Origin of the sequence: Salinivibrio sp. ES.052 (genome assembly GCF_900141775.1) — a bacterium.
In the GTDB taxonomy this organism is placed as follows: Bacteria; Pseudomonadota; Gammaproteobacteria; order Enterobacterales; family Vibrionaceae; genus Salinivibrio.
In genome coordinates this window covers 1,329,444-1,352,555 of record NZ_FSRI01000001.1, presented here as the reverse complement: position 1 = coordinate 1,352,555, position 23,112 = coordinate 1,329,444, and the positions used below count along the sequence as shown (strand labels likewise).

The 23,112-nt window shown below is 48.3% G+C and carries 20 protein-coding genes; 12 read left to right on the top strand and 8 right to left on the bottom strand.

Features of this window, described 5'->3' with window-relative positions:
* The first annotated feature begins 133 nt into the window (after positions 1-133).
* The 4 genes from udk to BUQ98_RS06190 all read left to right on the top strand — a co-directional run bounded on the left by udk (position 134) and on the right by BUQ98_RS06190 (position 4,922).
* Positions 134-778, top strand: a complete 645-nt coding sequence (gene udk / locus BUQ98_RS06205; protein WP_074212982.1) for a uridine kinase — start codon at positions 134-136, stop codon at positions 776-778.
* Between the two features lie 147 nt (positions 779-925).
* Positions 926-1,507 (top strand): dCTP deaminase, encoded by a 582-nt coding sequence (gene dcd / locus BUQ98_RS06200; protein ID WP_074212981.1) that lies wholly within the window; start codon positions 926-928, stop codon positions 1,505-1,507.
* Between the two features lie 130 nt (positions 1,508-1,637).
* On the top strand, positions 1,638-3,782 hold the full coding sequence (locus BUQ98_RS06195) for an AsmA family protein (protein ID WP_083605218.1): 2,145 nt from the start codon (positions 1,638-1,640) through the stop codon (positions 3,780-3,782).
* Between the two features lie 66 nt (positions 3,783-3,848).
* The gene (locus BUQ98_RS06190) at positions 3,849-4,922 is read left to right on the top strand and encodes a metal-dependent hydrolase (RefSeq protein ID WP_074212980.1); all 1,074 of its coding nucleotides are present in this window, start codon (positions 3,849-3,851) and stop codon (positions 4,920-4,922) included.
* Positions 4,923-5,004: 82 nt separating this feature from the next.
* Here the strand turns inward: BUQ98_RS06190 and cobO are convergent, their stop codons facing one another.
* Positions 5,005-5,595, bottom strand: coding sequence for a cob(I)yrinic acid a,c-diamide adenosyltransferase (cobO, locus tag BUQ98_RS06185; protein ID WP_074212979.1), 591 nt, complete (start codon positions 5,593-5,595; stop codon positions 5,005-5,007).
* A gap of 82 nt (positions 5,596-5,677) precedes the next feature.
* Here cobO and BUQ98_RS06180 point away from each other — a divergent pair, with 82 nt between their 5' ends.
* From BUQ98_RS06180 to BUQ98_RS06170, 3 genes are all read left to right on the top strand, one after another.
* The gene (locus tag BUQ98_RS06180) at positions 5,678-6,418 is read left to right on the top strand and encodes a dienelactone hydrolase family protein (RefSeq protein WP_139294650.1); all 741 of its coding nucleotides are present in this window, start codon (positions 5,678-5,680) and stop codon (positions 6,416-6,418) included.
* A gap of 31 nt (positions 6,419-6,449) precedes the next feature.
* A complete protein-coding gene (locus tag BUQ98_RS06175) occupies positions 6,450-6,755 on the top strand; it encodes a Dabb family protein (protein ID WP_074212978.1) in 306 nt (101 codons plus the stop codon).
* 84 nt (positions 6,756-6,839) lie between these two features.
* Entirely contained in the window at positions 6,840-7,319 is a 480-nt protein-coding gene (locus BUQ98_RS06170; protein WP_074212977.1) for a low molecular weight protein-tyrosine-phosphatase, read from the top strand.
* A gap of 76 nt (positions 7,320-7,395) precedes the next feature.
* On the opposite strand, the gene BUQ98_RS06165 is transcribed toward BUQ98_RS06170, so the two are convergent.
* Positions 7,396-8,154 carry a DNA repair protein gene (locus tag BUQ98_RS06165; RefSeq protein WP_074212976.1) on the bottom strand — a complete coding sequence of 253 codons (759 nt, stop codon included), beginning with the start codon at positions 8,152-8,154 and terminating at the stop codon, positions 7,396-7,398.
* A 366-nt stretch (positions 8,155-8,520) separates the two neighbouring features.
* On the opposite strand from BUQ98_RS06165, the gene cysB reads away from it, so the two are divergent.
* The 3 genes from cysB (at position 8,521) to BUQ98_RS06150 (ending at position 11,634) form a co-directional block, all read left to right on the top strand.
* Positions 8,521-9,495, top strand: coding sequence for an HTH-type transcriptional regulator CysB (gene cysB, locus BUQ98_RS06160; RefSeq protein ID WP_074212975.1), 975 nt, complete (start codon positions 8,521-8,523; stop codon positions 9,493-9,495).
* A gap of 74 nt (positions 9,496-9,569) precedes the next feature.
* Positions 9,570-10,766: a methyltransferase gene (locus BUQ98_RS06155; RefSeq protein WP_074212974.1), complete on the top strand. Its 1,197-nt coding sequence runs from the start codon at positions 9,570-9,572 to the stop codon at positions 10,764-10,766.
* A 142-nt stretch (positions 10,767-10,908) separates the two neighbouring features.
* Positions 10,909-11,634, top strand: a complete 726-nt coding sequence (locus tag BUQ98_RS06150) for a sulfite exporter TauE/SafE family protein (protein ID WP_074212973.1) — start codon at positions 10,909-10,911, stop codon at positions 11,632-11,634.
* 45 nt (positions 11,635-11,679) lie between these two features.
* On the opposite strand, the gene tyrP is transcribed toward BUQ98_RS06150, so the two are convergent.
* Positions 11,680-12,852, bottom strand: coding sequence for a tyrosine transporter TyrP (tyrP, locus tag BUQ98_RS06145; protein ID WP_074212972.1), 1,173 nt, complete (start codon positions 12,850-12,852; stop codon positions 11,680-11,682).
* A 226-nt stretch (positions 12,853-13,078) separates the two neighbouring features.
* On the opposite strand from tyrP, the gene BUQ98_RS06140 reads away from it, so the two are divergent.
* Complete coding sequence (locus BUQ98_RS06140; protein ID WP_254813883.1) at positions 13,079-14,332, top strand: CinA family nicotinamide mononucleotide deamidase-related protein; 1,254 nt, start codon at positions 13,079-13,081, stop codon at positions 14,330-14,332.
* A gap of 78 nt (positions 14,333-14,410) precedes the next feature.
* Here BUQ98_RS06140 and yfaE read toward each other — a convergent pair whose 3' ends face one another.
* From yfaE to ubiG, 5 genes are all read right to left on the bottom strand, one after another.
* Entirely contained in the window at positions 14,411-14,701 is a 291-nt protein-coding gene (gene yfaE, locus BUQ98_RS06135; protein WP_074212971.1) for a class I ribonucleotide reductase maintenance protein YfaE, read from the bottom strand.
* Positions 14,698-15,831, bottom strand: a complete 1,134-nt coding sequence (gene nrdB, locus BUQ98_RS06130) for a class Ia ribonucleoside-diphosphate reductase subunit beta (protein ID WP_074212970.1) — start codon at positions 15,829-15,831, stop codon at positions 14,698-14,700. Before nrdB ends, yfaE begins: the two co-directional genes overlap by 4 nt.
* Positions 15,832-15,881: 50 nt before the next feature.
* Positions 15,882-18,170 carry a class 1a ribonucleoside-diphosphate reductase subunit alpha gene (gene nrdA, locus BUQ98_RS06125; RefSeq protein ID WP_074212969.1) on the bottom strand — a complete coding sequence of 763 codons (2,289 nt, stop codon included), beginning with the start codon at positions 18,168-18,170 and terminating at the stop codon, positions 15,882-15,884.
* Positions 18,171-18,566: 396 nt separating this feature from the next.
* Positions 18,567-19,223, bottom strand: coding sequence for a phosphoglycolate phosphatase (gene gph / locus BUQ98_RS06120; RefSeq protein WP_074212968.1), 657 nt, complete (start codon positions 19,221-19,223; stop codon positions 18,567-18,569).
* Positions 19,224-19,244: 21 nt separating this feature from the next.
* A complete protein-coding gene (ubiG, locus tag BUQ98_RS06115; RefSeq protein WP_074212967.1) occupies positions 19,245-19,955 on the bottom strand; it encodes a bifunctional 2-polyprenyl-6-hydroxyphenol methylase/3-demethylubiquinol 3-O-methyltransferase UbiG in 711 nt (236 codons plus the stop codon).
* Between the two features lie 307 nt (positions 19,956-20,262).
* Here ubiG and gyrA point away from each other — a divergent pair, with 307 nt between their 5' ends.
* Positions 20,263-22,923 (top strand): DNA topoisomerase (ATP-hydrolyzing) subunit A, encoded by a 2,661-nt coding sequence (gene gyrA / locus BUQ98_RS06110; protein ID WP_074212966.1) that lies wholly within the window; start codon positions 20,263-20,265, stop codon positions 22,921-22,923.
* Positions 22,924-23,112 lie beyond the last annotated feature (189 nt).

The following is a 23,112-nucleotide window of genomic DNA, read 5'->3' as shown; positions in this document are numbered from 1 at the left end:
TACGCAGCGATAGCAGGCTTAAAGCGGCGGGTCAGTCAGACAAGCGTGATTTTCTCTGGCGCCAGCGGCTTCAACTCCCTATAATCAGGCGGTTTATGTTGATTCCGCCACGCTTCCTCTGGGTATTCATATTATGAGTGATAACAACCACCACTGCGTTATTATCGGTATTGCAGGTGCCTCTGCTTCCGGTAAAAGCCTGATCGCCAGCACCATTTATAAGGAATTAAAGGAAAAAGTCGGCGATCATCAAATCGGCGTGATCACGGAGGATAGATACTATCGTGATCAAAGCCACCTCAGCATGGAAGAGCGCGTACAAACCAATTATGATCATCCACAAGCACTGGATCATAATTTGCTGTGTGAACACTTGGAAGGGCTTGTAGCAGGCAAATCGGTCGATGTGCCTGTCTATAGTTACTCAGAGCACACTCGGATGGGTGACACAACCACTATGACACCCAAGAAAGTGATTATTCTCGAAGGGATCCTTTTGCTTACCGATCCTCGCCTTCGTAACTTGATTCATGCGAGTGTCTTTATGGACACCCCACTTGATATTTGTTTGTTACGCCGAATGAAACGTGATGTTGCTGAGCGGGGTCGCACCATGGATTCAGTGATGGAGCAATATCAAAAGACGGTCCGCCCTATGTTTATGCAGTTTATTGAGCCGTCGAAACAATACGCCGATATCATTGTGCCACGGGGTGGCAAAAATCGGATTGCGATCGATGTGTTAAAAGCGCATATCGCACGTTTACTGAAAGCGTAAGGCACGATAACGATCATCCTGAGTGGCTCACCATGTAATATAAGGCGTCATACATTGCTTTATTGTCATGGTGAGGGCTAGGCTAACGTGTCGAATGATTGCGGTGCGACAAGCATCGCTCCATCTATTAACCGTGAGGAATGTCCGATGCGACTGTGCGACAGGCATATCAAAGAACACCTTGATGATGGCCGCATCAAAATAGATCCCCGCCCTGCTGAAGAAGCTATTTCGGGTGTCACTGCTGATGTGACCCTCGGTAATCAATTCCGAGTGTTTAATGATCATGGTGCCGCCTTCATTGATTTATCGGGTCAGAAACAAGAAGTGAATGCGCAACTAGAGCGTGTCATGAGTGACGAGATAGAAATTGCCGATGGTGATCCTTTTTATCTTCACCCGGGTCAACTGGCATTGGCAGTCACCCATGAGTCGGTGACGCTCCCAGATGATATTGTCGGCTGGTTAGATGGCCGCTCATCATTGGCGCGTTTGGGGTTAATGGTCCATGTCACTGCTCACCGGATTGATCCAGGCTGGTCGGGGCGTATTGTCTTGGAGTTTTACAACAATGGTCGATTACCGTTGGCGTTACGTCCAGGCATGCCGATTGGGGCATTAAGCTTTGAACCCATGTCAGGGTCGGCAGATAAGCCCTATAATAAAAGGGATAACGCCAAGTATAAGAATCAGCAAGGGGCCGTTGCCTCTCGCATTAGCCAAGATTAAGGCTGAATGATAGGAATGCGCCCTCGGGCGCATTTTTTTTAAAACGAGGAACCCGGCTGTTAAATAATGGTCGATAACGCTAATACCCTCGCTAGCCATATCGAGTCTCGCGAACAAGGAGCATCTCGCAATGATAAAAAAAATCGCCCTTATTTTAACGGCATTGGTGGTCGTCATAATTGGCGCTTTAGCGACCCTGATTGCCACCATTAATCCAAACCAATTTAAACCCTTGCTGGTTGAGCAAGTGGAAAAACAGACGGGCTATGATCTGGTCATTGGTGGCGATATTGAGTGGCAACTTTGGCCTAGCTTAGGGGTTTCGATCGCTGATGTGGCGATCAAAAACCGTCCAGCGTTTGATGAGCCTGATCTGATGCGTTTATCGCAGGCGCAATTATCCGTTGATGTGCTGCCACTGATGTCTCAGACACTGCAGGTCGGTGAGATTGTGTTGCAAGATCCTCATATTTTTATTCAGACGTTGGTCAATGGTGACTCCAACCTGGTCCCAGTGCGACAAGAGCCTGTTCAAGCTGCGCCCGAGCAACCGTCTAGCCCAGCGTCAGCAAGCTCGGACAGCAAGGGGCAAAGTGCCGCTTGGACCGTTTCTCTGCAAGGATTGCGAGTCACGAATGCCAGTGTGGTGATTAAAGATGATCAGGCCGCCACCCAAACAGCGTTACGCGATGTCAATATTGAAGTCGGCAACTTGAAGACCGATGTGTGGACACCCTTCTCAATGTCCTTGCGCGGAGAGCAGAATGCAGCGACCTTTGGCGCACAAGGTCAGGGGGAATTGAAATTGGCCGCTGATCCCATGCTCAGCGAATTGCGTGAACTCGCGTTTACGGTCTCAGCACAACAAGGTGAGAGTGTTCTCAACGAGGCAAATATAACGTTAGATCGTTTTTCGCTTGGCCAAGCGACGACACTAGGTTTTAACGTCAATGCGCAAACGGCGGATATGATGGTTGAAACTTCTGGAAAAGCGCAAGTCACAGTGGCTGAGACGCAAGACAAAGTCACGGTGCAAGGGCTAGATATGCTCACGCAGCTTTCAGGGGATGCATTGCCAAATCAGTCACTGAGCCAAGAACTCGCGGCTGATATTGTATTTGATGTGAGTCAGCAAACCCTTGATATCACTGAGATGACAAGCCGTTTGAATACAGACGATGTGGTGATGAAGGGGAAAGTCGCCATAAAACTTACTGAGATACCGAAGATCCGCTTTGCACTCAATACCAACCGGATCGATCTGGATGCGTTATTAGCGACAAAAAATCGTAACGACACCGAGCAACAAGCGGAAGGTGAGCAGGTTGACAGTCGCGATGCGGCAGGCAAGAAGACCGCAACGGCTTCTTTAAGTCGACAAGAACCCGACTTATCTGCGTTGAAACAGGTTGATATCGCGGGTTCTCTTGTGATGAAAGGACTTAAAATCAGCAATATTACTCTTGGTAAAACGCAAGCAAAGGTGTCTATCAATCGTGGGAAAGTGGATCTTTCTGAGTTCACCACCGAGGCATACCAAGGGACAGTCACTGCACAAGGAGTGCTGGACACGACTTTGACACCAGCACGCTACCAAGTAAGTAAACAAGCTCGCGACATTGCCATTTTACCTTTATTGAAAGACGCAGCACAGGTTGACTTGCTTGAGGGAAAAGGCAACGTCGATATCAATGTACAAGGCAAAGGTTTATCGCCGTATGCATTGCGTCAAGCGATCCAAGGGAGTGCAGCGATTTTCTTTGAAGATGGTGCGATCAATGGAATTAATTTGGCACAAATGTTGAGAGAAGCCAAAGCGACACTAAAAGGCGAATCGGCGGCGGCCGCTAATGAAGTGCGCAAAACCGACTTTAGTGCACTGACTGCGAGCTTTACCCTCGGCAATGGGATGGCACGCACCAATGATCTGCTATTAGAAGCGCCTGCATTGCGGGTGCGTAGTGAGGGGCAAACCGATCTGCTCAAAGAGACACTCGATTTTGATGTATTTACATCGGTGGTTGAATCGAGCAAAGGACAAGGTGGTAAAGATATTGATGAGCTGCGTGATGTGACGATTCCTGTCACCGTGGCTGGTACTTGGCAGGCCCCGAGCTACAAATTAGATATTAAGCAATTGCTAAGCAGTAACAAGGTCTTGGAAGAAAAAGCACGTAAAGAAGCCCAACGTGGAATTAAAAAGCTACTGGGCGACAAAGCCGATGATGACAAGGTAAAAGAAACCGCAGATAAACTGCTTAATTTATTCCAATGATCGGTTTAATACCTATCGGGCTATGTAATCTAATCTTGGTAAGCAAAACCCTGAAAAGGACATTTTATGGATTCTGTCACCCAAGCGGCACTGGGGGCAACGGTCGCTGGATTGGTTGCGGGAAAACGCTGTTCCCCAACCGTGTTATTGGCCGGTGCTGCGTTAGGGACGTTACCTGACTTAGATGTGCTGATTGACTACGGTGATCCGGTAGCGAATACAGTGAATCATCGCGGGTTTAGTCATTCTCTATTTGTGTTGCCTTGGGTCGGGGCATTGATTGCTTGGTGTTGGTGGCGCTGGCGAAGCCAGTGGCCGCTATGGCAAGTGATGACGCTGGTGTTAGCGGTCCTTATTACGCATCCGTTGCTTGATGCAATGACTGTTTATGGCACCAAGTTGTTCTGGCCGTTAGAGGTGCCCTCTGTGGCAGTCGCTAGTCTCTTTATCATTGACCCTTTGTACACTGTGCCCTTGCTGGTCAGTGTGATGGTGGCGTTAATGTGGCGACATCGTGGCGCAAAAGCCTGTGGTATTGGGTTGGTGCTTTCTACGGCCTACTTGGCAAGCTCTGTGTATCAGCTTGAAAAAATAGAAGCACGTGTGACAGCGCAAACCTCTGGAACCGTGTTGGCTGGGCAACCATTCATTATTATGCCCACGCCGTTTAACACCGTGCTGTGGCGCGTTATCGTTATAGGAGAAGACCACTATTGGGAAGGACTCGCTTCACGACTAGATAAAGATAAGCAGATAGATTGGGTCATACAGCCTCGGGGTGAGTGGCCATTAGCCGATTCTCAGACGTTGGCCGATCTTCGCACGTTTTCGCGTGACTTTATACGGTTTGAAGACCGAGACGGGCAGCAGGTGGTCACCGATTTGCGCTTTGGTGTGGCGAGCTATCAGCCTTTTCAATTTTTACTCGCGGAGCAAAACGGAGAAGGGCAGTGGCAGTTAGTGACACCGAAACAGCTTGAGCCTGGTCCGCTGGATGAGAGTGCACTCCCTGCTTTATGGCAGCGTTTGCTCGGTGACCAAGGCATCGATGCTCGCCTATGTCGCCAACCTTGTCGGGAGAATAACGTAGAGTGGGCGCATTCGATATCAGCCAAGACGCACTCTTCAAAAATCCAATAACCTGTGTTTATTGAAAGGTAACATGATAAAAGCTGCCGTGACATCGTACAGGGCAGCGTTTTATATATCGTGGCTTGGTTGCTTACCAATCAATGCCTTGGCGGGCTTTGATGCCAGCGTCGAAAGCGTGTTTCACGTTTCTGACTTCGGAAACCGTATCTGCCATCTCAACCAAACGACGGTGCGCACCCCGTCCGGTGATGATCACTGATTGTTCGCTAGGACGTTGTTGTAAGGCCTCTATGACCTCATCGAGGTCGATATAGTCGTACGTGATCATGTAGGTGATCTCATCCAAGACCACTAAATCGTAACGCTCATCGGCGAGCATCGCTCTACATGCCGCCCATATTTGCTGAGCGGCCTGAGTATCGGCTGTTTTGTCTTGGGTATCCCAGGTGAAACCGGTACTCATTACATGAAAGTCGACACCGTGTTGGCTTAGTAAATCCCGCTCTCCACAGGCCCAAGTCCCTTTAATGTATTGGGCAACGCCGCATTTGAGTCCATGACCTGCCGCTCGTGCGACGGTACCAAATGCTGAAGTCGATTTTCCTTTCCCGTTTCCGGTGATGATAAGAAGCAGCCCCTTTTCTTGTTGAGCGGCCTCAATACGGGCATCCACTTTTTCTTTCAGTTTTTGCTGACGTTGCTTATGACCCTGTTCTGACATTTGATTTCCAATCGTTGATGAACTTATGTCTATAGTAAAGGGACGCTATGGTTCGCGCTACCCACGAGATAAAGGAACAATGATGACTAAATATATTCGCGCTCTCTGTGCTTCAGTGGTTATTTTTTCGCTCCCCGTCCTTGCCGGTACCTCAATTGACTACCAGCTAGATGGTGAGGCCTTTTCTGGCTATTTGGCAATACCAGAAGTGGAGGAAAAAGGCAGTGTTGTGATCGTCCATGATTGGGATGGATTAACGGATTACGAGCGACAACGCGCTGATATGTTGGCGGACATAGGCTACCGCGTATTTGCCTTAGACATGTACGGTTCAGGCAATCGCCCGCAAACATTAGAGGCGAAAAAGGCAGCGACGAGCGAGCTTTATAAAGACAGAGCGCGTATGCAAGTATTGATTGAATCAGGAATGCGGGCGGCCCAGGCCCAAGGGGTCACCAAGCCTGTCGTGGCCGGTTATTGCTTTGGGGGGAGCGTTGCATTGGAACTAGCACGTAATCCGGGGGATATATCTGTCAGTGGTTATGCTAGCTTTCACGGTGGACTAGAGACGCCGGAAGGACAGCGTTATAGTGAAAGTGTCGCGCCGATATTTATCGCTCATGGCGGGGCTGATAAAGCGGTACCGATGACTGACTTTGCTCGTTTTATTGACGAACTAGAGAGCGCTAACGTGACTTACTGGTCACAAGTTTATTCAGGTGCGCCTCATGCGTTCACCGTTTTTGGCTCTGATCGTTATCGAGAGCACGCTGATCAAAAAGCGTGGCAGGCGTTTAAAACCTTTTTGAATGATCAACGATAGATATCGCTTAGGCGAAGAGGAGAAAGTAAAAATGATTCGCCATGTGTTGCTGGTGCGTTTTATTTCTAACGTGCGATATGAGCAAATTCAAGCGCTGAAAGAAAAATTTAAGGCGATGCCAAGCTTAGTTGATGGTGTTGAATCGGTAGAGTGGGGAGAAAATAATAGCCCTGAAGGAAAAGATCAGGGGTACTCGCATGTTATTCTCATGACGTTTCGCGATCATGTAGCACGTGAACACTATTTACCGCATCCTGAGCATACGGCCTTAAAAGCGGTTTTTCGCCCCATCCTAGAAGATATTATTGTGTTGGACTATAACGTAACACCGGAATAATCGTCGGGGACGATAGAGGGAGAAGACTAGGAAGGTCAGTACCTAATTGATAAAATAGAGGTTTATTGGAAGGAGTTTTTATCGATGGTGAGCGAAGGTAAGTCGCCAAGTGTGTTGGTCGTCTGTTTAGGCAATATTTGTCGTTCACCGACGGCAGAGGCAGTTCTGCGGGCCCGTGCCAAGGCGAGAGGTCTGACGGTGCATATCGATTCAGCGGGAACAGCCGGTTATCACGAGGGGAACCCGCCCGATAAACGAAGCCAAAAAGCGGGTCAAGCAAGAGGTTACTCGTTTGAAGGCATCCGGGCACGCCAAGTCCGTCAGGAAGATTTTATACGTCATGATATGATCTTGGCGGCTGACGACAGCAATTTGGCAGATTTAAAGGCGCAGTGCCCGGACAGCGAGCAAGATAAACTGTCTTTGTTTTTAAGCTGGGGCAAGCACACGGATGGGCCTATCCCAGACCCTTACTATGGCGGCGACGATGGTTTTGAACATGTGCTTGATTTGCTAGAGCAGGCCGCCGATGGCGTATTAGACCATATAGTCAGCCAGCGATAGTACTGTGATGCGGTACGGTCAAAAACGAAAAAGGCGCGTTAAAGCGCCTTTTTGAATCTCTATCTTGCTACACTCACTACCATTTTTTCTTGGGAGCAAACAGCTCGTCCAAGTCACTTTTTTCTTCTTCTTGTTCAGACTGCAATTTCTCATGACCCGTATTGAGAGTATGAGTAATGTCGCTGTGCATTTTTTCTAAATGCTGTTTCATTTCCATCGAGTATCCATCCGTTTTTGGGCTAACAACGTCGATGGCTTTTTTCAATAACTGTTGAGCGGTGCCCATTTGGCCTTTATTTTTGGCATCATTGACACGCTTGATGACGTTTTCAATGTTGATCTTCAATTGCATTTGCTCAAGACGCGCATTTTCGGTCACAAATGCTTGAGTGGCCAGTCGCCCTTTTGAGTGCTCCGCTTTAACCACTGAGCGAAGGCGTTTTACCAATTTTAGCATGGAGATCGCTTGCCGATCGTTGTCAGGGACGCGAAAAGACGTCGATTCTCGGTTGGAATAACTTTGTTTAATTTGATCCATTTGTGATTGTGTTGCATTAATGCGTTGCTTGAGCGACTTATCAGAGCCATCAACCTCATGCATGGCTTTCAAGGAATCCAAGATCTTCTTATTCAAACAAACTAACAGTGTCCCGCTATAGGGCAGATTATGCGCATTACCAATCAGCTCTTCGGTCGCGTCGATGACGGCGATGTGCTTAGCCATTTCTTGGCGCTTATGAGACTCTATTTGTTTACGTTGTTGAGCCAATATGTTGTAGCCGACAATCAGGCCGAGCAATATGACACAAAGGCCAGCTATCAAGGCAATATTCATAATTTAGCGTCGATGTTCCTTGTAATAAACTCAACTGGTTAAGATACACGATCTCAACTGACAGAGATAGCGTCAATACAGGGGTGAAGGCAGCATGAGTGATCCGCCTCTAATTCTTGCATTTCGGCTTCGTCGCATACGCTGCTATTAGTGTGGCTCATAATATTCGAATCTGCGATAAAGTGACGGGAATAATGTGGTTTTAGCGATCTAACCGCGCATAGTGGCGCAACGAATTGCTTAGTGACTGTGCAATCGCTAACGTTTATATAACCAAAACCTATTAAATAGCCGCGTTTGGGTATATAAATAATCAACAATGTACCCAATGCTGTCACTTACCCACGAGGCTTACGCGTCTGCACTATGAAATTACAACAGCTTAGATATATCGTTGAAGTCGTTAACCATAACCTTAACGTATCTGCGACCGCGGAGAGTCTTTATACCTCTCAGCCTGGGATCAGCAAGCAAGTCAGGCTGTTAGAAGACGAGTTAGGCGTACAAATATTCGAGCGGAGTGGCAAGCATTTAACGCAAGTGACTCCCGCCGGTGAATCGATTGTTGAGATCTCCCAGAGCATTTTGTCGCGTGTTGAGAGCATTAAAGCGGTTGCCAGTGAGCATACCCACCCTGAAATGGGGAACTTGAATATATCGACGACTCATACTCAAGCGCGCTATGCATTACCGGATGTCATCAAAGCGTTTACTGCGCGCTATCCCAAAGTGTCACTGCATATGCATCAAGGGACACCGACTCAGATTTCGAGCTCCGTGGCGAAAGGCACCTCAGACTTTGCCATTGCGACCGAAGCCTTCCACCTCTATGAAGACCTGGTGATGCTACCTTGTTACCACTGGAATCGTTCGATCATCGTGACCCCAGATCACCCGCTGGCACAAAAGAAAAACCTGACAATTGAAGATTTAGCGGCTTATTCGCTAGTAACCTATGTGTTTGGTTTTACTGGGCGATCTGAACTGGACGAGGCGTTTCATCGTGCCAATCTCACCCCGAAAATAGTGTTCACGGCAACGGATGCTGATGTGATTAAAACCTACGTCAAGCTAGGTCTCGGGGTGGGGGTGATTGCGAGTATGGCGATGGATAGCCAAGCCGACTCGGGCTTGGTCGCCATTGATGCGAGCCATATTTTTGGGGCGAGCACTACCAAAATTGGTTTTCGTAAGGGGACGTTCCTTCGCAGCTATATGTATGATTTTATTGAGCGTTTTGCACCACACTTGACCCGTAACATGATTGATAAGGCAGTCGTGCTTCGCACCAACCAAGAAATAGACGACATGTTTAAGGACATTCCGTTGCCGGTTCGATAGACTCTGCCCTTATAGACGAGGCTGCTTAGGCAGCCTTTTTTGATCACGCGTTAGCCAAAGCCTCAAGATTAGCCATGTCATCCTTATTGTATCGTCACCAGTTTCGTCAATTGACCCAAATCCTTACCCAATTTCAGTGGCTATGGCGGCCAATACCGATGGAACATACGCAGCTCCCTTGGCAAAATGCAGAGCCGCTTTGCCAATGGCTTGCAACGTTAGAGAACACTCAGATGGCGGCGCTTAAAGCGCACCCAGATGCTGTGATCGAAACGCTAGCGACATGGTGGCCAGCACTGGCTCAGTTAACGGATTTAACGACGGTACCGATTGCCAATCATGTTACCGTCAATATCAATGCGCGATTAGGGGTCGGAGTCCCGGGACGAAAATGGGCGCAAATTCAAGCATATTTGAGTGCGATGCCCAAAAGGGATAGCACGGTAAGGTACCTAGAGTGGTGTGCCGGTAAAGGCTATTTAGGGCGAGGTATCACGGCGGCAACCGGTAAGCCAGTGGAAAGCTTGGAGTGGCAAGCTGCGCTTTGTGAACAAGGGCAATTATTCGCAGAGCAAAAAGCATTGCCCATGCAATTTCATCCATTGGATGCCATGAGCGAGGAGGCGGCGGCCGTGATTGCGGGCTGCGATCATGGACTGGCTCTCCATGCATGTGGGGATCTACATGTGCAATTGCTCAAAAAAGCGATCGCCACAGACATGCAGGCGATCACGGTATCCCCCTGTTGTTATCAGTTGATCAGTGGCGAGAGATATCAACCGTTATCCTCTGAGGCTCAGCACGCATCATTGGTGCTCTCAAAAGCAGATCTTAAGCTTGCGGTACAAGAAGCCGTAACGGGTGGGCGGCGTGTATGTCGTCAACGAGAGCAAGAAGTTACGTATCGATTGGGCTTTGATGAATGGCAACGTGACTGGCAGGGGAGTGACCAATACTTACCACTGCCGGCACTTAAAAAGTCACAACTCACTCACGGATTTGGTGAGTTTTGTCGGTGGGGAGCTGAACAAAAAGGGTTAATACTTCCCGCCGACTTTGATGAAGCTGAATATCATACGCGAGGCCAAGCAAGGTTTGTCATACTTGAACAAATGAATGTGGTGAAAAGCGCGTTCCGTCGAGCCATGGAGTATTGGCTGGTACTTGATCGTGTTTTGTTTCTTCAGCAACACGGCTATCGGGTCACATTGACGCAGTTTTGTGATCGTCAGTTAACACCGCGTAATCTTCTTATTCATGCGGAAAAGTAATCGGTGGACTATTCAGGCGCATGTATGACGTGTTACATACAATTGACAACGTCCGAGTTTATTCTTGTCCAGCAGTGCTCGCTGAAATGAAAAGAAATCGTTACACTTCCCTCCATCTAACTTAATGTGAAGAAACTTTATTATGCCAGATATCGGCGTATCGATAGCCGTGGCCCTGATCCTGGGATTGGGCTGCTTTGTCCAGAGTTTGATGGGGTTTGGAATGGCAATTGTTGCTGCTCCGCTTCTTTTAATGATCGACCCGAAACTGGTGCCGACGACCATTTCAATGGTCGGACTGATGTTGGCCAGTATTAATGCCTGGCAATACCGCCATCAGCTTTCGTTTCGCGATCTGAGTTGGGCGTATCTGGGCCGTGTCCCTGGTACTGCGGTGGCGGGAGGCATCATGCTGGTGGTGACCACGCAAATGCTTGAAATTATTATTGGTACGGCAGTGTTGCTTGCCGTGGTAGCGAGTGTGATGCGCTTTAATATTGCACCGAATCGGCGTAATTTTTTCGTCGCCGGCTTCACGTCGGGCGTGATGGGGACCACCACCAGTATTGGCGGACCACCGATGGCATTGGTATTGCAACATGCTGATGTCAATAAAATGCGAGCCTGTTTGGCTGGCTACTTTGTGGTCAGCTGTATTCTTTCATTAGTGGCCTTAAGTGCTACCGATTACCTGACCTGGTGGCATGTAAAGCAGGCTGTATTGGCAGTGCCAGCTGTGTTGCTAGCAACCTGGTTAGCCTATCGCGTCGCCCCAAGGGTCAAGCCGCTATTTGTGCGTCGTGCGATGTTACTACTGTGTACCTTAGCGGGGGTAAGTACGTTAGTACGAGGCTTGATAAGCGGATAAATGCCACACTCCACAAAAGAGTGTGGCGAAAGACAGAGTGAGGGGCTAGCCAATAAATTGCGCGATAACGACAGTGACTCCGCCGACCATGGCCAAGCTTAAACCAATATTCCCGCCCACGACCTGATAGTGTTCGTCGGTTGAAACTGTTTTACGCGCTTTACGTACCATCAAAACCGGTAAGACGACAGCAAGGATAACGAGCGCAATGGCCGCGTATCCTAATGCTGTAATAAAGCCTTGCGGATAATACAGTGCAAACACCAAAGGCGGTAAATAGGTAATGGCGGCTGTTTGCAAGCGTCCACGCACACTGTCTTGGCGATTAAAGCTGTCTGAAATAAAGTCAAACAAACCCAAGCTGACTCCAAGGAAAGAGGTTGCTAACGCTAAATCCGCGAAAAGAGAGATGCTAGAGGCGATATAATCCTGGTGCACCACGGATTGAATCAGCGCCACGAACTGAGACAGTTCACCGTTTTGTATCAAGGTAGACTGCGCCACAGTGCCCAAGCTGGCGACTTGCCAAAAGATGTATAGCGCCAAGGGGAGAGTGGATCCCACAATCATGACTTTCCGTAGTGAGGGCAAATCGATACCGACATATCTCACGATAGAAGGGATACTGCCGTGAAAGCCAAAAGAGGTAAAAATAACCGGTAAAGCGGCTACTAGGAGCCCTCTCTCGACCGGCATTTCAACTAAATTGATACTCGAAACGTGAGGCGTCAGTAGCGTTAAAGCCAAAATCAAGAACAGCACTTTAACAGTGAATAGCCCTCGATTGATTAAATCCACTTTACTGGTCCCCAGTGTGACAATAAGGCCGAAAACAAACGTGAACAATACCGCGCCTGCGGCAGGAGGGAGCTCGATGACTGACCATTGAGCAAGTTTCTCATTCAGTTGGCTACCGCCACCTGCAATGTATGCGGCACATAGGGAGTAGAACAAGAAAAGCATTGCAAACGAAGCCACCCACTTCCCTTTATCACCAAGAAACTGTTTTGCCAAACTGTGCAACGTCGCGTCTGCCTCCGCGTATTGATGCACTTCTAACATGAGTAATGCGGTATAGGTCATTAATGCCCACATGGCTCCCATCAACGCCATGGATGCACCAAAGCCAATGCCTGCTGACGCGAGCGGTAAAGCCAGCATGCCAGCACCAATGGTTGTGCCTGCAATAATTAGCGAACTTCCTAGTACTTTATTCATATTATGTTTAACCAGTGTTAATAAAAAGTTAATTGTTGTGTTCGCACAAAAGATAACGTGAATTTATACGCATTGTGCACTGCCTATGCAGATAAAAAAACTGATGAGTGTAATGTTAAAGGTACGGAGTTGTAAAGTAAAGTATACGATCAGGGTGGGGTAGTGCATTGCACGGTCTAATGTCATAATCAAGAGCGGATGATCGCGACAAAAAAGGAGCGGCAAGGTGGATAATCAACAACATAAAGCCCCATTGCCACGAATAGCAATGCTCTCTACCGGAGAAGAGGTATTGCTGGGTGATATTACGGATACCAATGCAGCTTGGCTTTCAAGGGTCTTATTTGAAAACGGACTTGCTATGTCTCGCCGTGTCACCATCGGTGATGAATTGGACGATATGGCGATTGAGTTGGTGCGTTTATCACAGACGGAAGAGATCGTGATTGTTAATGGTGGATTAGGGCCAACGACAGACGATTTAACCACCGCTGCGATGGCATCGGCGATGGGGGTTGAGTTAACCCTCAATGAAGCGTGGCTTGATGAGTTGAAACAGCGTTTTGAGCGCCGAGGCCAGCCCATGGCGCAGAGTAACCTCAAACAGGCGATGTTACCAGAAGGTGCACGATTAGTTGACAATCCTAAAGGAACAGCGTGTGGCTTCCACTGTGAGCTTAATGGGTGTCACTTTTATTTTACACCAGGAGTCCCGTCTGAGTTCTTTTCGATGGTTGAACAGCAGATCCTTCCTGAATTGTTACATACTTACCATGCCAAATTGCGATCTTGTTACCGTTTGTTTACATTTGGCCTGTCAGAGTCCGGGATCAGCGATGTGATGGCATCATTAGTGCTTCCAGAAAACGTGACTCTAGGGTATCGCTCTAGCTTGCCTTTTATTGAAGTGAAGTTGTTTATTGATGCTGATCATGCGGAAAAAGACACGATTCTAGATGCATTACGGCACCGACTGGCTGACTATGTTGTCTCGTCAGATGAACCAATGACAGCAGCGCTGGCCTTTGAGGTAAACCGTCACGGTATGGTTTTGAAAGTTGCCGAGCAGTTTACGGGAGGTTGGCTGTCGAGCACATTAAATGGCCAAGCGGCACATCTTGTGGAGCAAGGCTGGGTCATGTCAAATGTGCATATCCCTGAGCAGGCAGTGGCGAACCCGTTAGCCGCGTCATTGGCCATGGCGAGTGCAACGATTACACCAGGAGAGAGACAAATAGGGCTCGCTTGTGGTCCGGAGCTTCATGGCCAAATATGTGTGGCTATTTCGACCCCAGAGGGCGAATGGGGACAACGTTTGAGTTTCAAGCGGCACCTTTCTAATGATGATGCGCGTTGCTATATGGCGACAGCCTTATTGGACATGTTGCGGCGTTATCTTTGTGGATACCCAGTGATCGCCGATTATGCGTCTCTCACACGCCATGATGACATCTTTATCGACGCCAACACGCTCGACTAACACTAGGGCGCTGCGATCAGAAGCAGTGTGATGTGAGATAAACGAGCAAAGGGTGAAATGCGAGGCGGTGATGTGCTATCACGCCTCGTTAACTTGTTTTTTCACCACCGCGGGTTGATAGTCAAACACAACCGAGATATCGGTTTGTGGTGCACTTTGGCACGCGAGGATCTCACCAGGCATCACAAACGCCATCGCATCGCCCTGCGTGACTGAGCCTTGATGGAGCTTACAACGGCAGGCTCCGCACATACCATTACGACACTGATATTCTGGTTGTATTCCCGCATTTTCAAGCTGTTCTAGCAAGTTTTGGTGGGTGTTGCCACCCACCTCCATGCCATTCACCGCTATCGTTATACGGGTCATAGTTCAAAATCACCAAACTCTTCGACACTGACTTCATTGTCGATTTGTCCGACCAAGTAAGAGCTAATTTCAGCTTCTTGCGGTGCGACTTGCACGTTATCAGATGATAGCCATGCGTTAATCCAAGGGATTGGGTTTTGTGTTGCGTTGTCGTAGGCAGGCGCTAGACCAACGGCTGACATACGCAGATTAGTAATGTATTCCACGTATTGACACAAAATGTCTTTATTCAAGCCGATCATTGACCCGTCGCGGAATAAGTACGCTGCCCAGTCTTTCTCTTGCTCTGCGGCTTTTTTGAATAAATCAAAGCACTCTTGCTCACACTCTTTGGCGATATCAGCCATTTCAGGATCATCTTGACCACTGCGTAGAATATTGAGCATATGCTGGGTGCCGGTCAGATGTAGGGCTTCGTCACGCGCAATAAACTTGATGATTTTCGCGTTACCTTCCATTAGCTCCCGCTCGGCAAAGGCAAACGAGCACGCAAAGCTGACATAAAAGCGAATCGCCTCCAGCGCATTAACAGACATCAGGCACAGATACAGCTGACGCTTAAGTGCGCGCAGGCTAACAGTCATTGTTTGACCATTAACAGTGTGCGTCCCTTCGCCAAACTGGTGATAGTAGTTACTCAGTTGGATTAGGTCATCATAATATTGGGCAATGTCTTCCGCGCGCTTCTGGATGTGCTCATTCATCACGATGTCATCAAACACGACCGCAGGATCCGCCACAATATTGCGAATAATGTGGGTGTAAGAGCGCGAGTGGATGGTTTCTGAAAAACTCCAGGTTTCAATCCAGGTCTCTAACTCAGGGATAGACACCAGTGGTAGCAAGGCCACATTTGGGCTACGTCCCTGAATCGAGTCCAGCAGGGTTTGATACTTCAAGTTACTGATGAAAATGTGCTTTTCGTGTTCCGGCAGCTTGTTGTAATCAATACGATCGCTTGATACGTCTACTTCTTCTGGACGCCAAAAGAACGAAAGCTGTTTTTCAATCAGTTTTTCAAAAATTTCATATTTTTGCTGATCATAACGGGCAACATTGACGGATTGACCCAAGAACATGGGCTCTTTAAGTGGATCATTGTTGATTTTTGAAAACGTACTGTAAGCCATGAATCTTATTAACCTCTGGAAAAGGGCCCCAGGGCCCTTAGCATATTGTGTTAGATCTTACATGCACCGCCGGCACAATCATCATCGGCAGCTTGCACAACGCTTGATTCGGGTTGACCGTCGCTCGCGCCATCACGGGTATTGTGATAATACAGGGTTTTTACACCCAATTTGTACGCTGTGAGCAGATCTTTAAGCAGCTGGTTCATAGGAACTTTACCGCTTGCATGCCGGCTCGGATCATAATTGGTGTTGGCAGAAATCGCTTGGTCAACGAATTTTTGCATGATACCGACTAACTGTAAGTAACCATCATTGCTACCAATGTTCCAGAGCAGTTCGTAGTTATCTTTATATTTATGGTATTCAGGCACTACCTGCTTCAGGATGCCATCTTTTGATGCTTTGACCGAGACAAAACCACGTGGGGGCTCAATACCATTGGTGGCGTTAGAAATTTGTGATGACGTCTCTGACGGCATTAGCGCGGTCAGTGTTGAGTTACGTAAACCATGGGTCTGAATATCTTGACGCAGAGTTTCCCAATCCAGGTGTAGCGGCTCGTCACAAATGGCATCCAAGTCTTTCTTATACGTATCGATAGGGAGAATACCCTGCGCATACGTGGTTTCATTAAAGGCTGGACAGGCACCTTTCTCTTTCGCGAGTTCAACCGATGCACGCAATAGGTGATATTGGATCGCCTCGAACGTACGGTGGGTGAGACCGTTAGCGCTGCCATCTGAGTAGCGGACCCCATGTTTCGCCAAGTGATAAGCAAAGTTAATCACACCGACCCCGAGCGTACGGCGGTTCATGGTCGCTTTACGCGCGGCAGGTAATGGATAATCTTGGTAATCCAACAAGGCATCCAGCGCACGAATAGTGAGCTCGGCCAGCTCGCCCAGTTCATCCAGAGATTCAAGAGCGCCTAAGTTGAAAGCAGAAAGCGTACAGAGCGCAATTTCACCGTTCTCATCTTCAACATTGTTTAACGGCTTCGTTGGCAGTGCTATTTCTAGGCACAAGTTGGATTGGCGAATTGGGGCGACAGACGCATCAAACGGGCTATGCGTATTACAGTGGTCGACGTTTTGAATGTAGATACGGCCTGTTGAGGCGCGCTCTTGCATCATGAGTGAGAAGAGATCGACCGCTTTGACTGTTTCGCGTTGAATTGATGCATCCGCTTCATATTGGGTATACAGACGTTCAAACTCGTCCTGATCTTCAAAGAAGGCATCATACAACCCAGGTACATCCGACGGTGAGAACAACGAGATATTGCCACCTTTAAGCAGACGGGTATACATCAACTTGTTAATTTGCACCCCGTAGTCCATATGGCGAACCCGGTTTTCTTCTACCCCTCGGTTATTTTTCAATACCAGCAGTGATTCCACTTCACGGTGCCAGATAGGATAAAATAAGGTCGCAGCGCCGCCACGAACACCACCCTGAGAGCAGCATTTCACTGCGGTTTGGAAATATTTATAAAACGGGATACAGCCAGTATGGAAGGCTTCCCCCCCCCGGATCGGGCTACCTAGCGCACGGATACGGCCCGCATTAATGCCAATGCCAGCACGCTGTGAGACATAACGTACAATCGCGCTTGACGTTGCATTGATGGAATCCAGGCTGTCGTCACATTCGATCAGTACACATGAGCTGAACTGACGTGTTGGGGTACGTACCCCTGACATGATCGGCGTTGGTAAAGAAATTTTGAATTGCGAGGCCGCATCATAGAAACGACGAATATAATCAAGACGGGTGTCCTTGGGATAGGACGCAAACAAGCATGTCGCCACCATCATATACAAAAACTGTGCGCTTTCGTAGATTTCGCCAGTGACACGGTTTTGAACCAAATACTTACCTTCAAGCTGCTTAACAGCCGCGTAGGAGAAGTTCAGGTCACGCCAGTGATCAAGATAGCTATCTAGCGTGGTGAGCTCTTCTTCGCTGTAATCTTCCAGAATATGTTTATCGTATTTGCCTTTTTCTACCATGTTTTTCACATGATCAACCAGCTTAGGTGGCTCGAATTGACCATAGGCTTTTTTACGTAGATGGAAGACGGCCAAACGGGCTGCTAGGTATTGATAATCTGGGCTTTCTTCAGAAATGAGATCGGCAGCCGCTTTAATGATTGTCTCGTGGATATCTTCGGTACGCATGCCATCGTAAAACTGGATATGAGAGCGCATCTCAACCAGAGAAACGGAAACGTTTGAGAGGCCTTCGGCAGCCCAAGTCACTACGCGATGGATCTTGTCGAGGTTTAAATTTTCTTTGCGTCCATCACGCTTTAATACGGTAATTTCTTGGTTCATTTGTATGCTTTCCCAATAATTCCTTGCCAAACTGCTCTTTTTCGCAAGTTCTTATAAAATGCTGATGATTTTTTGGTCGGCCTCTATGCGGACATTATGTCGCTCATACACTATATATAGGGGTCGGCGTCTGAGTCGATTACAAGATAGTGATATAGTCACATATTTGCAAGCGAGGGTTTGTGCCGATAGGTGTGGATATCTTGGGGATGCCACACGTAAAGTTAGTAATCACCAACCTAGTGACGCAAGGCCGTCAAGATTAGTGAAAATTTCAATCTCTGAAAGGCAAAAATTGGCAATAAAAAAAATTTATTTTGATTGATCTCCGTGATGATCAGTGATCGGTTTTAACTGATTGAAAAGCCAGCAAACCCCACAGTTTGTGGGGTGTGACTAGGATCCAAGAAAGGCACTAAGCTGATTTGGAGAAGAGAAAATATGATCTGCTTCCCAATTACGAATAAGCGCAGGATCGCCCACGTAGCCCCATCCTGCAACCACAGATCCCATATTGGCGGCCCGTGCTGCCAATATGTCGTTTTCGATATCTCCGACATAGAGGCTCTGTTGTGGCACACAATTAAGGGTTTTAGCGGCTTCGAGCAGTGGCATTGGATGCGGTTTCGCATGGGCATAGGTGTCTGCACCGACGATGACTCTTGCCCTTTGTAGACGCGGGAAAAATGCCAGTAACTGATGCGTGAGCCCTTCAGGTTTATTGGTGACGATACCCCAAGGAACACCTAAGTGATCCAGCTTATCGAGTAGAGCATCGATCCCTGAGTAAATTTGCGTTCCTTGGCAAATGTCTTGGCCGTAGTGATAAAGAAAGCGAGCGCGCAGGGCGACTGGATCCTGATGTTTGGCCTGGTCGCCAAATCCGGCTGTTAATAAGCCTCTCGCCCCAAAACTTGTATGGGTATAAATTTGCTCTTGTGTCAAAGGGGATAAGCCAAATTCGGATAAGACACGGTTGGCCGCTTCTCCCATATCAGGTGCAGTATCGAGTAGGGTACCATCAAGATCAAATAGAACGGTCGACGGAGTCATGCCAGCTTGCTTCCTTTTCGGTTATGAGGCTACCGTGTGAACGAGATAGTTCACATCAACGTTAGCGTTAGAAAGCTTATAGGTATCGAACAGCGGGTTGTAGTGCAGCCCCGTCATGTCAGTAGCTGATAGCGAAGTGGCATCTATCATATTCATCAGCTCTGAGGGACGAATAAACTTATGATGTTCATGCGTCCCCTTGGGGACCAACTTCAGGATATTCTCGGCACCGAGGATCGCAAATAACCAAGACTTGGTGTTTCGGTTAAGGGTTGAAAAGAACACATGGCCGCCAGGCTTCACCATTTGAGCGCAAGCTTGAATGACGGATGCAGGCTCTGGTACATGCTCCAGCATTTCCATGCAAGTAATGACATCGTATTGCTGGGCATAGTGGCTTGCGTGTTCTTCGGCCGTTGATTGAATGTATTGAACATCAACCCCTGCTTCAAGGGCATGGAGGCGCGCGACGGTGAGCGGCTCTTTCCCCATATCAAGCCCCATTACATCAGCCCCTTCTTGTGCCATGCTCTCTGCCAAAATCCCGCCGCCGCAGCCGACATCCAGGACTTTTTTACCAAACAGCCCACCGGCTTTATCCATCACATAATCGAGGCGCAGGGGGTTAATTTGATGTAGGGGTTTAAATTCACCCTCTAAGTCCCACCAACGTGATGCCATGTCCTCGAACTTTTGAATTTCTGCCGGATCGACATTAGATACCTGGGTCATAACTGCAGCTTCCTTATCGGTTTTGCAGCATTATAGCGAAATCCAACACGATAAAAAGACGCCAATCGTACTGTCATCCCATGTACGCCCCGACGCGCTCAGACAGATTGTGGGCTTTTATTCGTGGAAATGCATAGCCGGATACGGAAGTGGTGGGTTTTTATCCGTGTAGACTCGCTCAGCGCGTTTACTAACGAGATCCGTGATACATCTTGGCCATATTAACGTGTCTCGTGGTTGGCTTTGTGTTATTCTCCGTGGTCACGTATTTGAATACGCAAACATTATTTTAAGGGATGTTGGCTCCATGAGCGATCTTGCTAAAGAGATCACGCCAGTCAATATCGAAGAGGAGCTAAAAAGCTCTTATCTCGACTATGCAATGTCCGTCATTGTGGGTCGAGCTCTTCCTGACGTGCGTGATGGCCTAAAGCCAGTACACCGCCGCGTATTATTCGCGATGAATGTACTAGGCAACGACTGGAACAAGCCATATAAGAAATCGGCCCGTGTGGTCGGTGACGTTATCGGTAAATATCACCCTCATGGTGATAGTGCGGTTTACGACACGATTGTTCGTATGGCGCAGCCTTTCTCACTACGCTACATGTTAGTGGATGGTCAAGGTAACTTCGGCTCTATCGACGGCGATTCTGCGGCGGCGATGCGTTATACCGAAGTACGCATGGCGAAAATCGCCCATGAACTGCTCGCCGATTTAGATAAAGAAACCGTGGATTATGTGCCCAACTATGACGGGACGGAGCAAATCCCAGATGTGTTGCCGACACGTGTACCTAACCTCCTTGTTAATGGTGGCTCAGGGATCGCGGTCGGGATGGCAACCAATATCCCACCTCACAACTTAACTGAAGTGGTTAATGGTTGTCTGGCCTATATCGAGAATGAAGATATCACCATCGATGAGTTGATGGAGTACATTCCCGGTCCTGACTTCCCAACCGCTGCGATGATCAATGGTCGCAAAGGGATCGAAGACGCCTACAAAACCGGTCGCGGTAAAATTTACCTGCGCTCCAAGGCGGATATCGAAGCAGACAAGAATGGTAAAGAGACCATTGTTGTTAATGAGATCCCTTATCAGGTGAACAAAGCCCGCTTGATTGAGAAGATTGCGGAGCTTGTTAAAGATAAAAAGATCGAAGGCATTTCAGCGCTGCGTGATGAGTCTGACAAAGATGGTATGCGGATCGTTATTGAATGCCGACGTGACGCCGTTGCTGAAGTGGTTCTGAATAACCTCTACGCGCAAACGCAGCTGCAAACATCATTCGGGATTAACATGGTGGCGCTGGATAACAACCAGCCTAAGCTCTTCAACCTAAAAGATATGTTGGAGTGCTTTGTTAACCACCGTCGCGAAGTGGTAACCCGTCGTACTGTCTACGAATTACGTAAAGCGCGTGATCGAGCCCATATCCTTGAAGGACTCGCGGTCGCGCTGGCGAACATCGATGAGGTGATTGAGCTTATTCGTCAAGCACCCACTCCCGCGGTAGCAAAACAAGAACTGCAGGAGCAAGGCTGGGGACTCGGTGGTGTGTCGGCAATGCTTGAAGCGGTTGGGGGTGAAAACGCCCGGCCAGAATGGCTAGCGCCGGAATTTGGTGCCCGTGATGATGGCTCCTACTATCTGACTGAGCAGCAGGCTCAGGCGATCCTTGATTTACGTTTGCACAAGCTGACTGGGCTTGAGCACGAGAAAATCTTGGACGAGTACAAAGGCCTGTTGGAGCAAATTGCAGAATTATTGCATATCTTGGCCAGTACCGAACGCTTGATGGAAGTGATCCGCGAAGAGCTTGAAGTGGTGCGTGATAGCTTTGGTGACAAACGCCTCACTGAGATCACCGCGGCGAGTGCCGACATCGATATCGAAGATCTGATCAACGAAGAAGATGTAGTTGTGACATTGTCACACGATGGCTATGTGAAATATCAAGCCTTGAGTGACTATGATGCGCAACGCCGTGGTGGTAAAGGTAAATCCGCGACGCGCATGAAAGATGAAGACTTTATCGAGCGCTTGTTGGTCGCCAATACCCACGACACGATTTTATGCTTCTCTACCCGTGGCCGCATGTATTGGCTGAAAGTGTATCAGTTGCCGCATGCCTCACGTAATGCACGTGGTAAGCCGATTGTTAACTTACTGCCTCTGGAAGAAGACGAGCGAATTACCGCAATTCTTCCTGTCCGTGAGTACGAAGAAGATAAATATGTCTTCATGGCAACAGCCCACGGTACAGTGAAGAAAACACCATTGACTGACTTTAGCCGCCCACGTAGTGCGGGCATTATTGCGGTCAACTTACGTGACAACGATAGCCTGATTGGCGCGCAGCTCACGGACGATAGCAGTGAAGTAATGCTGTTCTCGCAATTCGGTAAAGTGGTGCGTTTTGTCGCTTCAAACGATACCGTGCGGGCAATGGGTCGTACCGCTGCAGGGGTTCGAGGTATTCGGTTAGCTGAGAACGACCAAGTAGTCTCGCTGATCATCCCTCAAGCAGGCGCTGAGATCTTGACCGTGACCGAAAACGGCTTTGGTAAGCGCACAGCGTTGGATGAATATCCCACTAAGAGCCGTGCAACCAAAGGTGTAGTCTCTATCAAAGTCTCCGAGCGTAACGGCGAGGTGGTGAGTGCCATCCAAGTCTGTGAAGGCGATGAGCTGATGATGATCACCAATGCCGGGACCTTGGTACGGACACGCGCTGAAGAAGTGAGCCAAGTGGGGCGTAACACTCAAGGGGTTCGTCTGATTCGTGTTAGCGACGACGAAAAAGTCGTTGGTTTGCAGCGCATTGAGGAACCTGACGAAGAAGAAATGGAAGCCTTAGCGAATGAAGCTGCTGCGACCAATAAGGCAGAAAATGCCGATTCGTCAGAAAGTAGCGAGCATCAGGACGACGCGCCAGCGTCCGATGATGATCAAGACGCTTAACACAGAACGCGTTTAAAGATTAAGGGTGCAGTGAACTGCGCCCTTTTTTATTATCTATTGTCAGAGACCGTAAAGGAAATCAGAGTGTGAATACACATGGATGCTTTCAAAATGAGGGTGAAACGTGTTAAATCATTCATACGCCGTTTAAAATAGAAAATATCCTTGCTGTCCAACAGACACAAGTGA

Bases quoted from the DNA above. Each gene is read 5' to 3' on its own strand.
- udk (WP_074212982.1), top strand. From the start codon at position 134: ATGAGTGATAACAACCACCACTGCGTTATTATCGGTATTGCAGGTGCC.
- dcd (WP_074212981.1), top strand. From the start codon at position 926: ATGCGACTGTGCGACAGGCATATCAAAGAACACCTTGATGATGGCCGC.
- BUQ98_RS06195 (WP_083605218.1), top strand. From the start codon at position 1,638: ATGATAAAAAAAATCGCCCTTATTTTAACGGCATTGGTGGTCGTCATA.
- BUQ98_RS06190 (WP_074212980.1), top strand. From the start codon at position 3,849: ATGGATTCTGTCACCCAAGCGGCACTGGGGGCAACGGTCGCTGGATTG.
- cobO (WP_074212979.1), bottom strand. From the start codon at position 5,595: ATGTCAGAACAGGGTCATAAGCAACGTCAGCAAAAACTGAAAGAAAAA.
- BUQ98_RS06180 (WP_139294650.1), top strand. From the start codon at position 5,678: ATGACTAAATATATTCGCGCTCTCTGTGCTTCAGTGGTTATTTTTTCG.
- BUQ98_RS06175 (WP_074212978.1), top strand. From the start codon at position 6,450: ATGATTCGCCATGTGTTGCTGGTGCGTTTTATTTCTAACGTGCGATAT.
- BUQ98_RS06170 (WP_074212977.1), top strand. From the start codon at position 6,840: ATGGTGAGCGAAGGTAAGTCGCCAAGTGTGTTGGTCGTCTGTTTAGGC.
- BUQ98_RS06165 (WP_074212976.1), bottom strand. From the start codon at position 8,154: ATGAATATTGCCTTGATAGCTGGCCTTTGTGTCATATTGCTCGGCCTG.
- cysB (WP_074212975.1), top strand. From the start codon at position 8,521: ATGAAATTACAACAGCTTAGATATATCGTTGAAGTCGTTAACCATAAC.
- BUQ98_RS06155 (WP_074212974.1), top strand. From the start codon at position 9,570: ATGTCATCCTTATTGTATCGTCACCAGTTTCGTCAATTGACCCAAATC.
- BUQ98_RS06150 (WP_074212973.1), top strand. From the start codon at position 10,909: ATGCCAGATATCGGCGTATCGATAGCCGTGGCCCTGATCCTGGGATTG.
- tyrP (WP_074212972.1), bottom strand. From the start codon at position 12,852: ATGAATAAAGTACTAGGAAGTTCGCTAATTATTGCAGGCACAACCATT.
- yfaE (WP_074212971.1), bottom strand. From the start codon at position 14,701: ATGACCCGTATAACGATAGCGGTGAATGGCATGGAGGTGGGTGGCAAC.
- nrdB (WP_074212970.1), bottom strand. From the start codon at position 15,831: ATGGCTTACAGTACGTTTTCAAAAATCAACAATGATCCACTTAAAGAG.
- nrdA (WP_074212969.1), bottom strand. From the start codon at position 18,170: ATGAACCAAGAAATTACCGTATTAAAGCGTGATGGACGCAAAGAAAAT.
- gph (WP_074212968.1), bottom strand. From the start codon at position 19,223: ATGACTCCGTCGACCGTTCTATTTGATCTTGATGGTACCCTACTCGAT.
- ubiG (WP_074212967.1), bottom strand. From the start codon at position 19,955: ATGACCCAGGTATCTAATGTCGATCCGGCAGAAATTCAAAAGTTCGAG.
- gyrA (WP_074212966.1), top strand. From the start codon at position 20,263: ATGAGCGATCTTGCTAAAGAGATCACGCCAGTCAATATCGAAGAGGAG.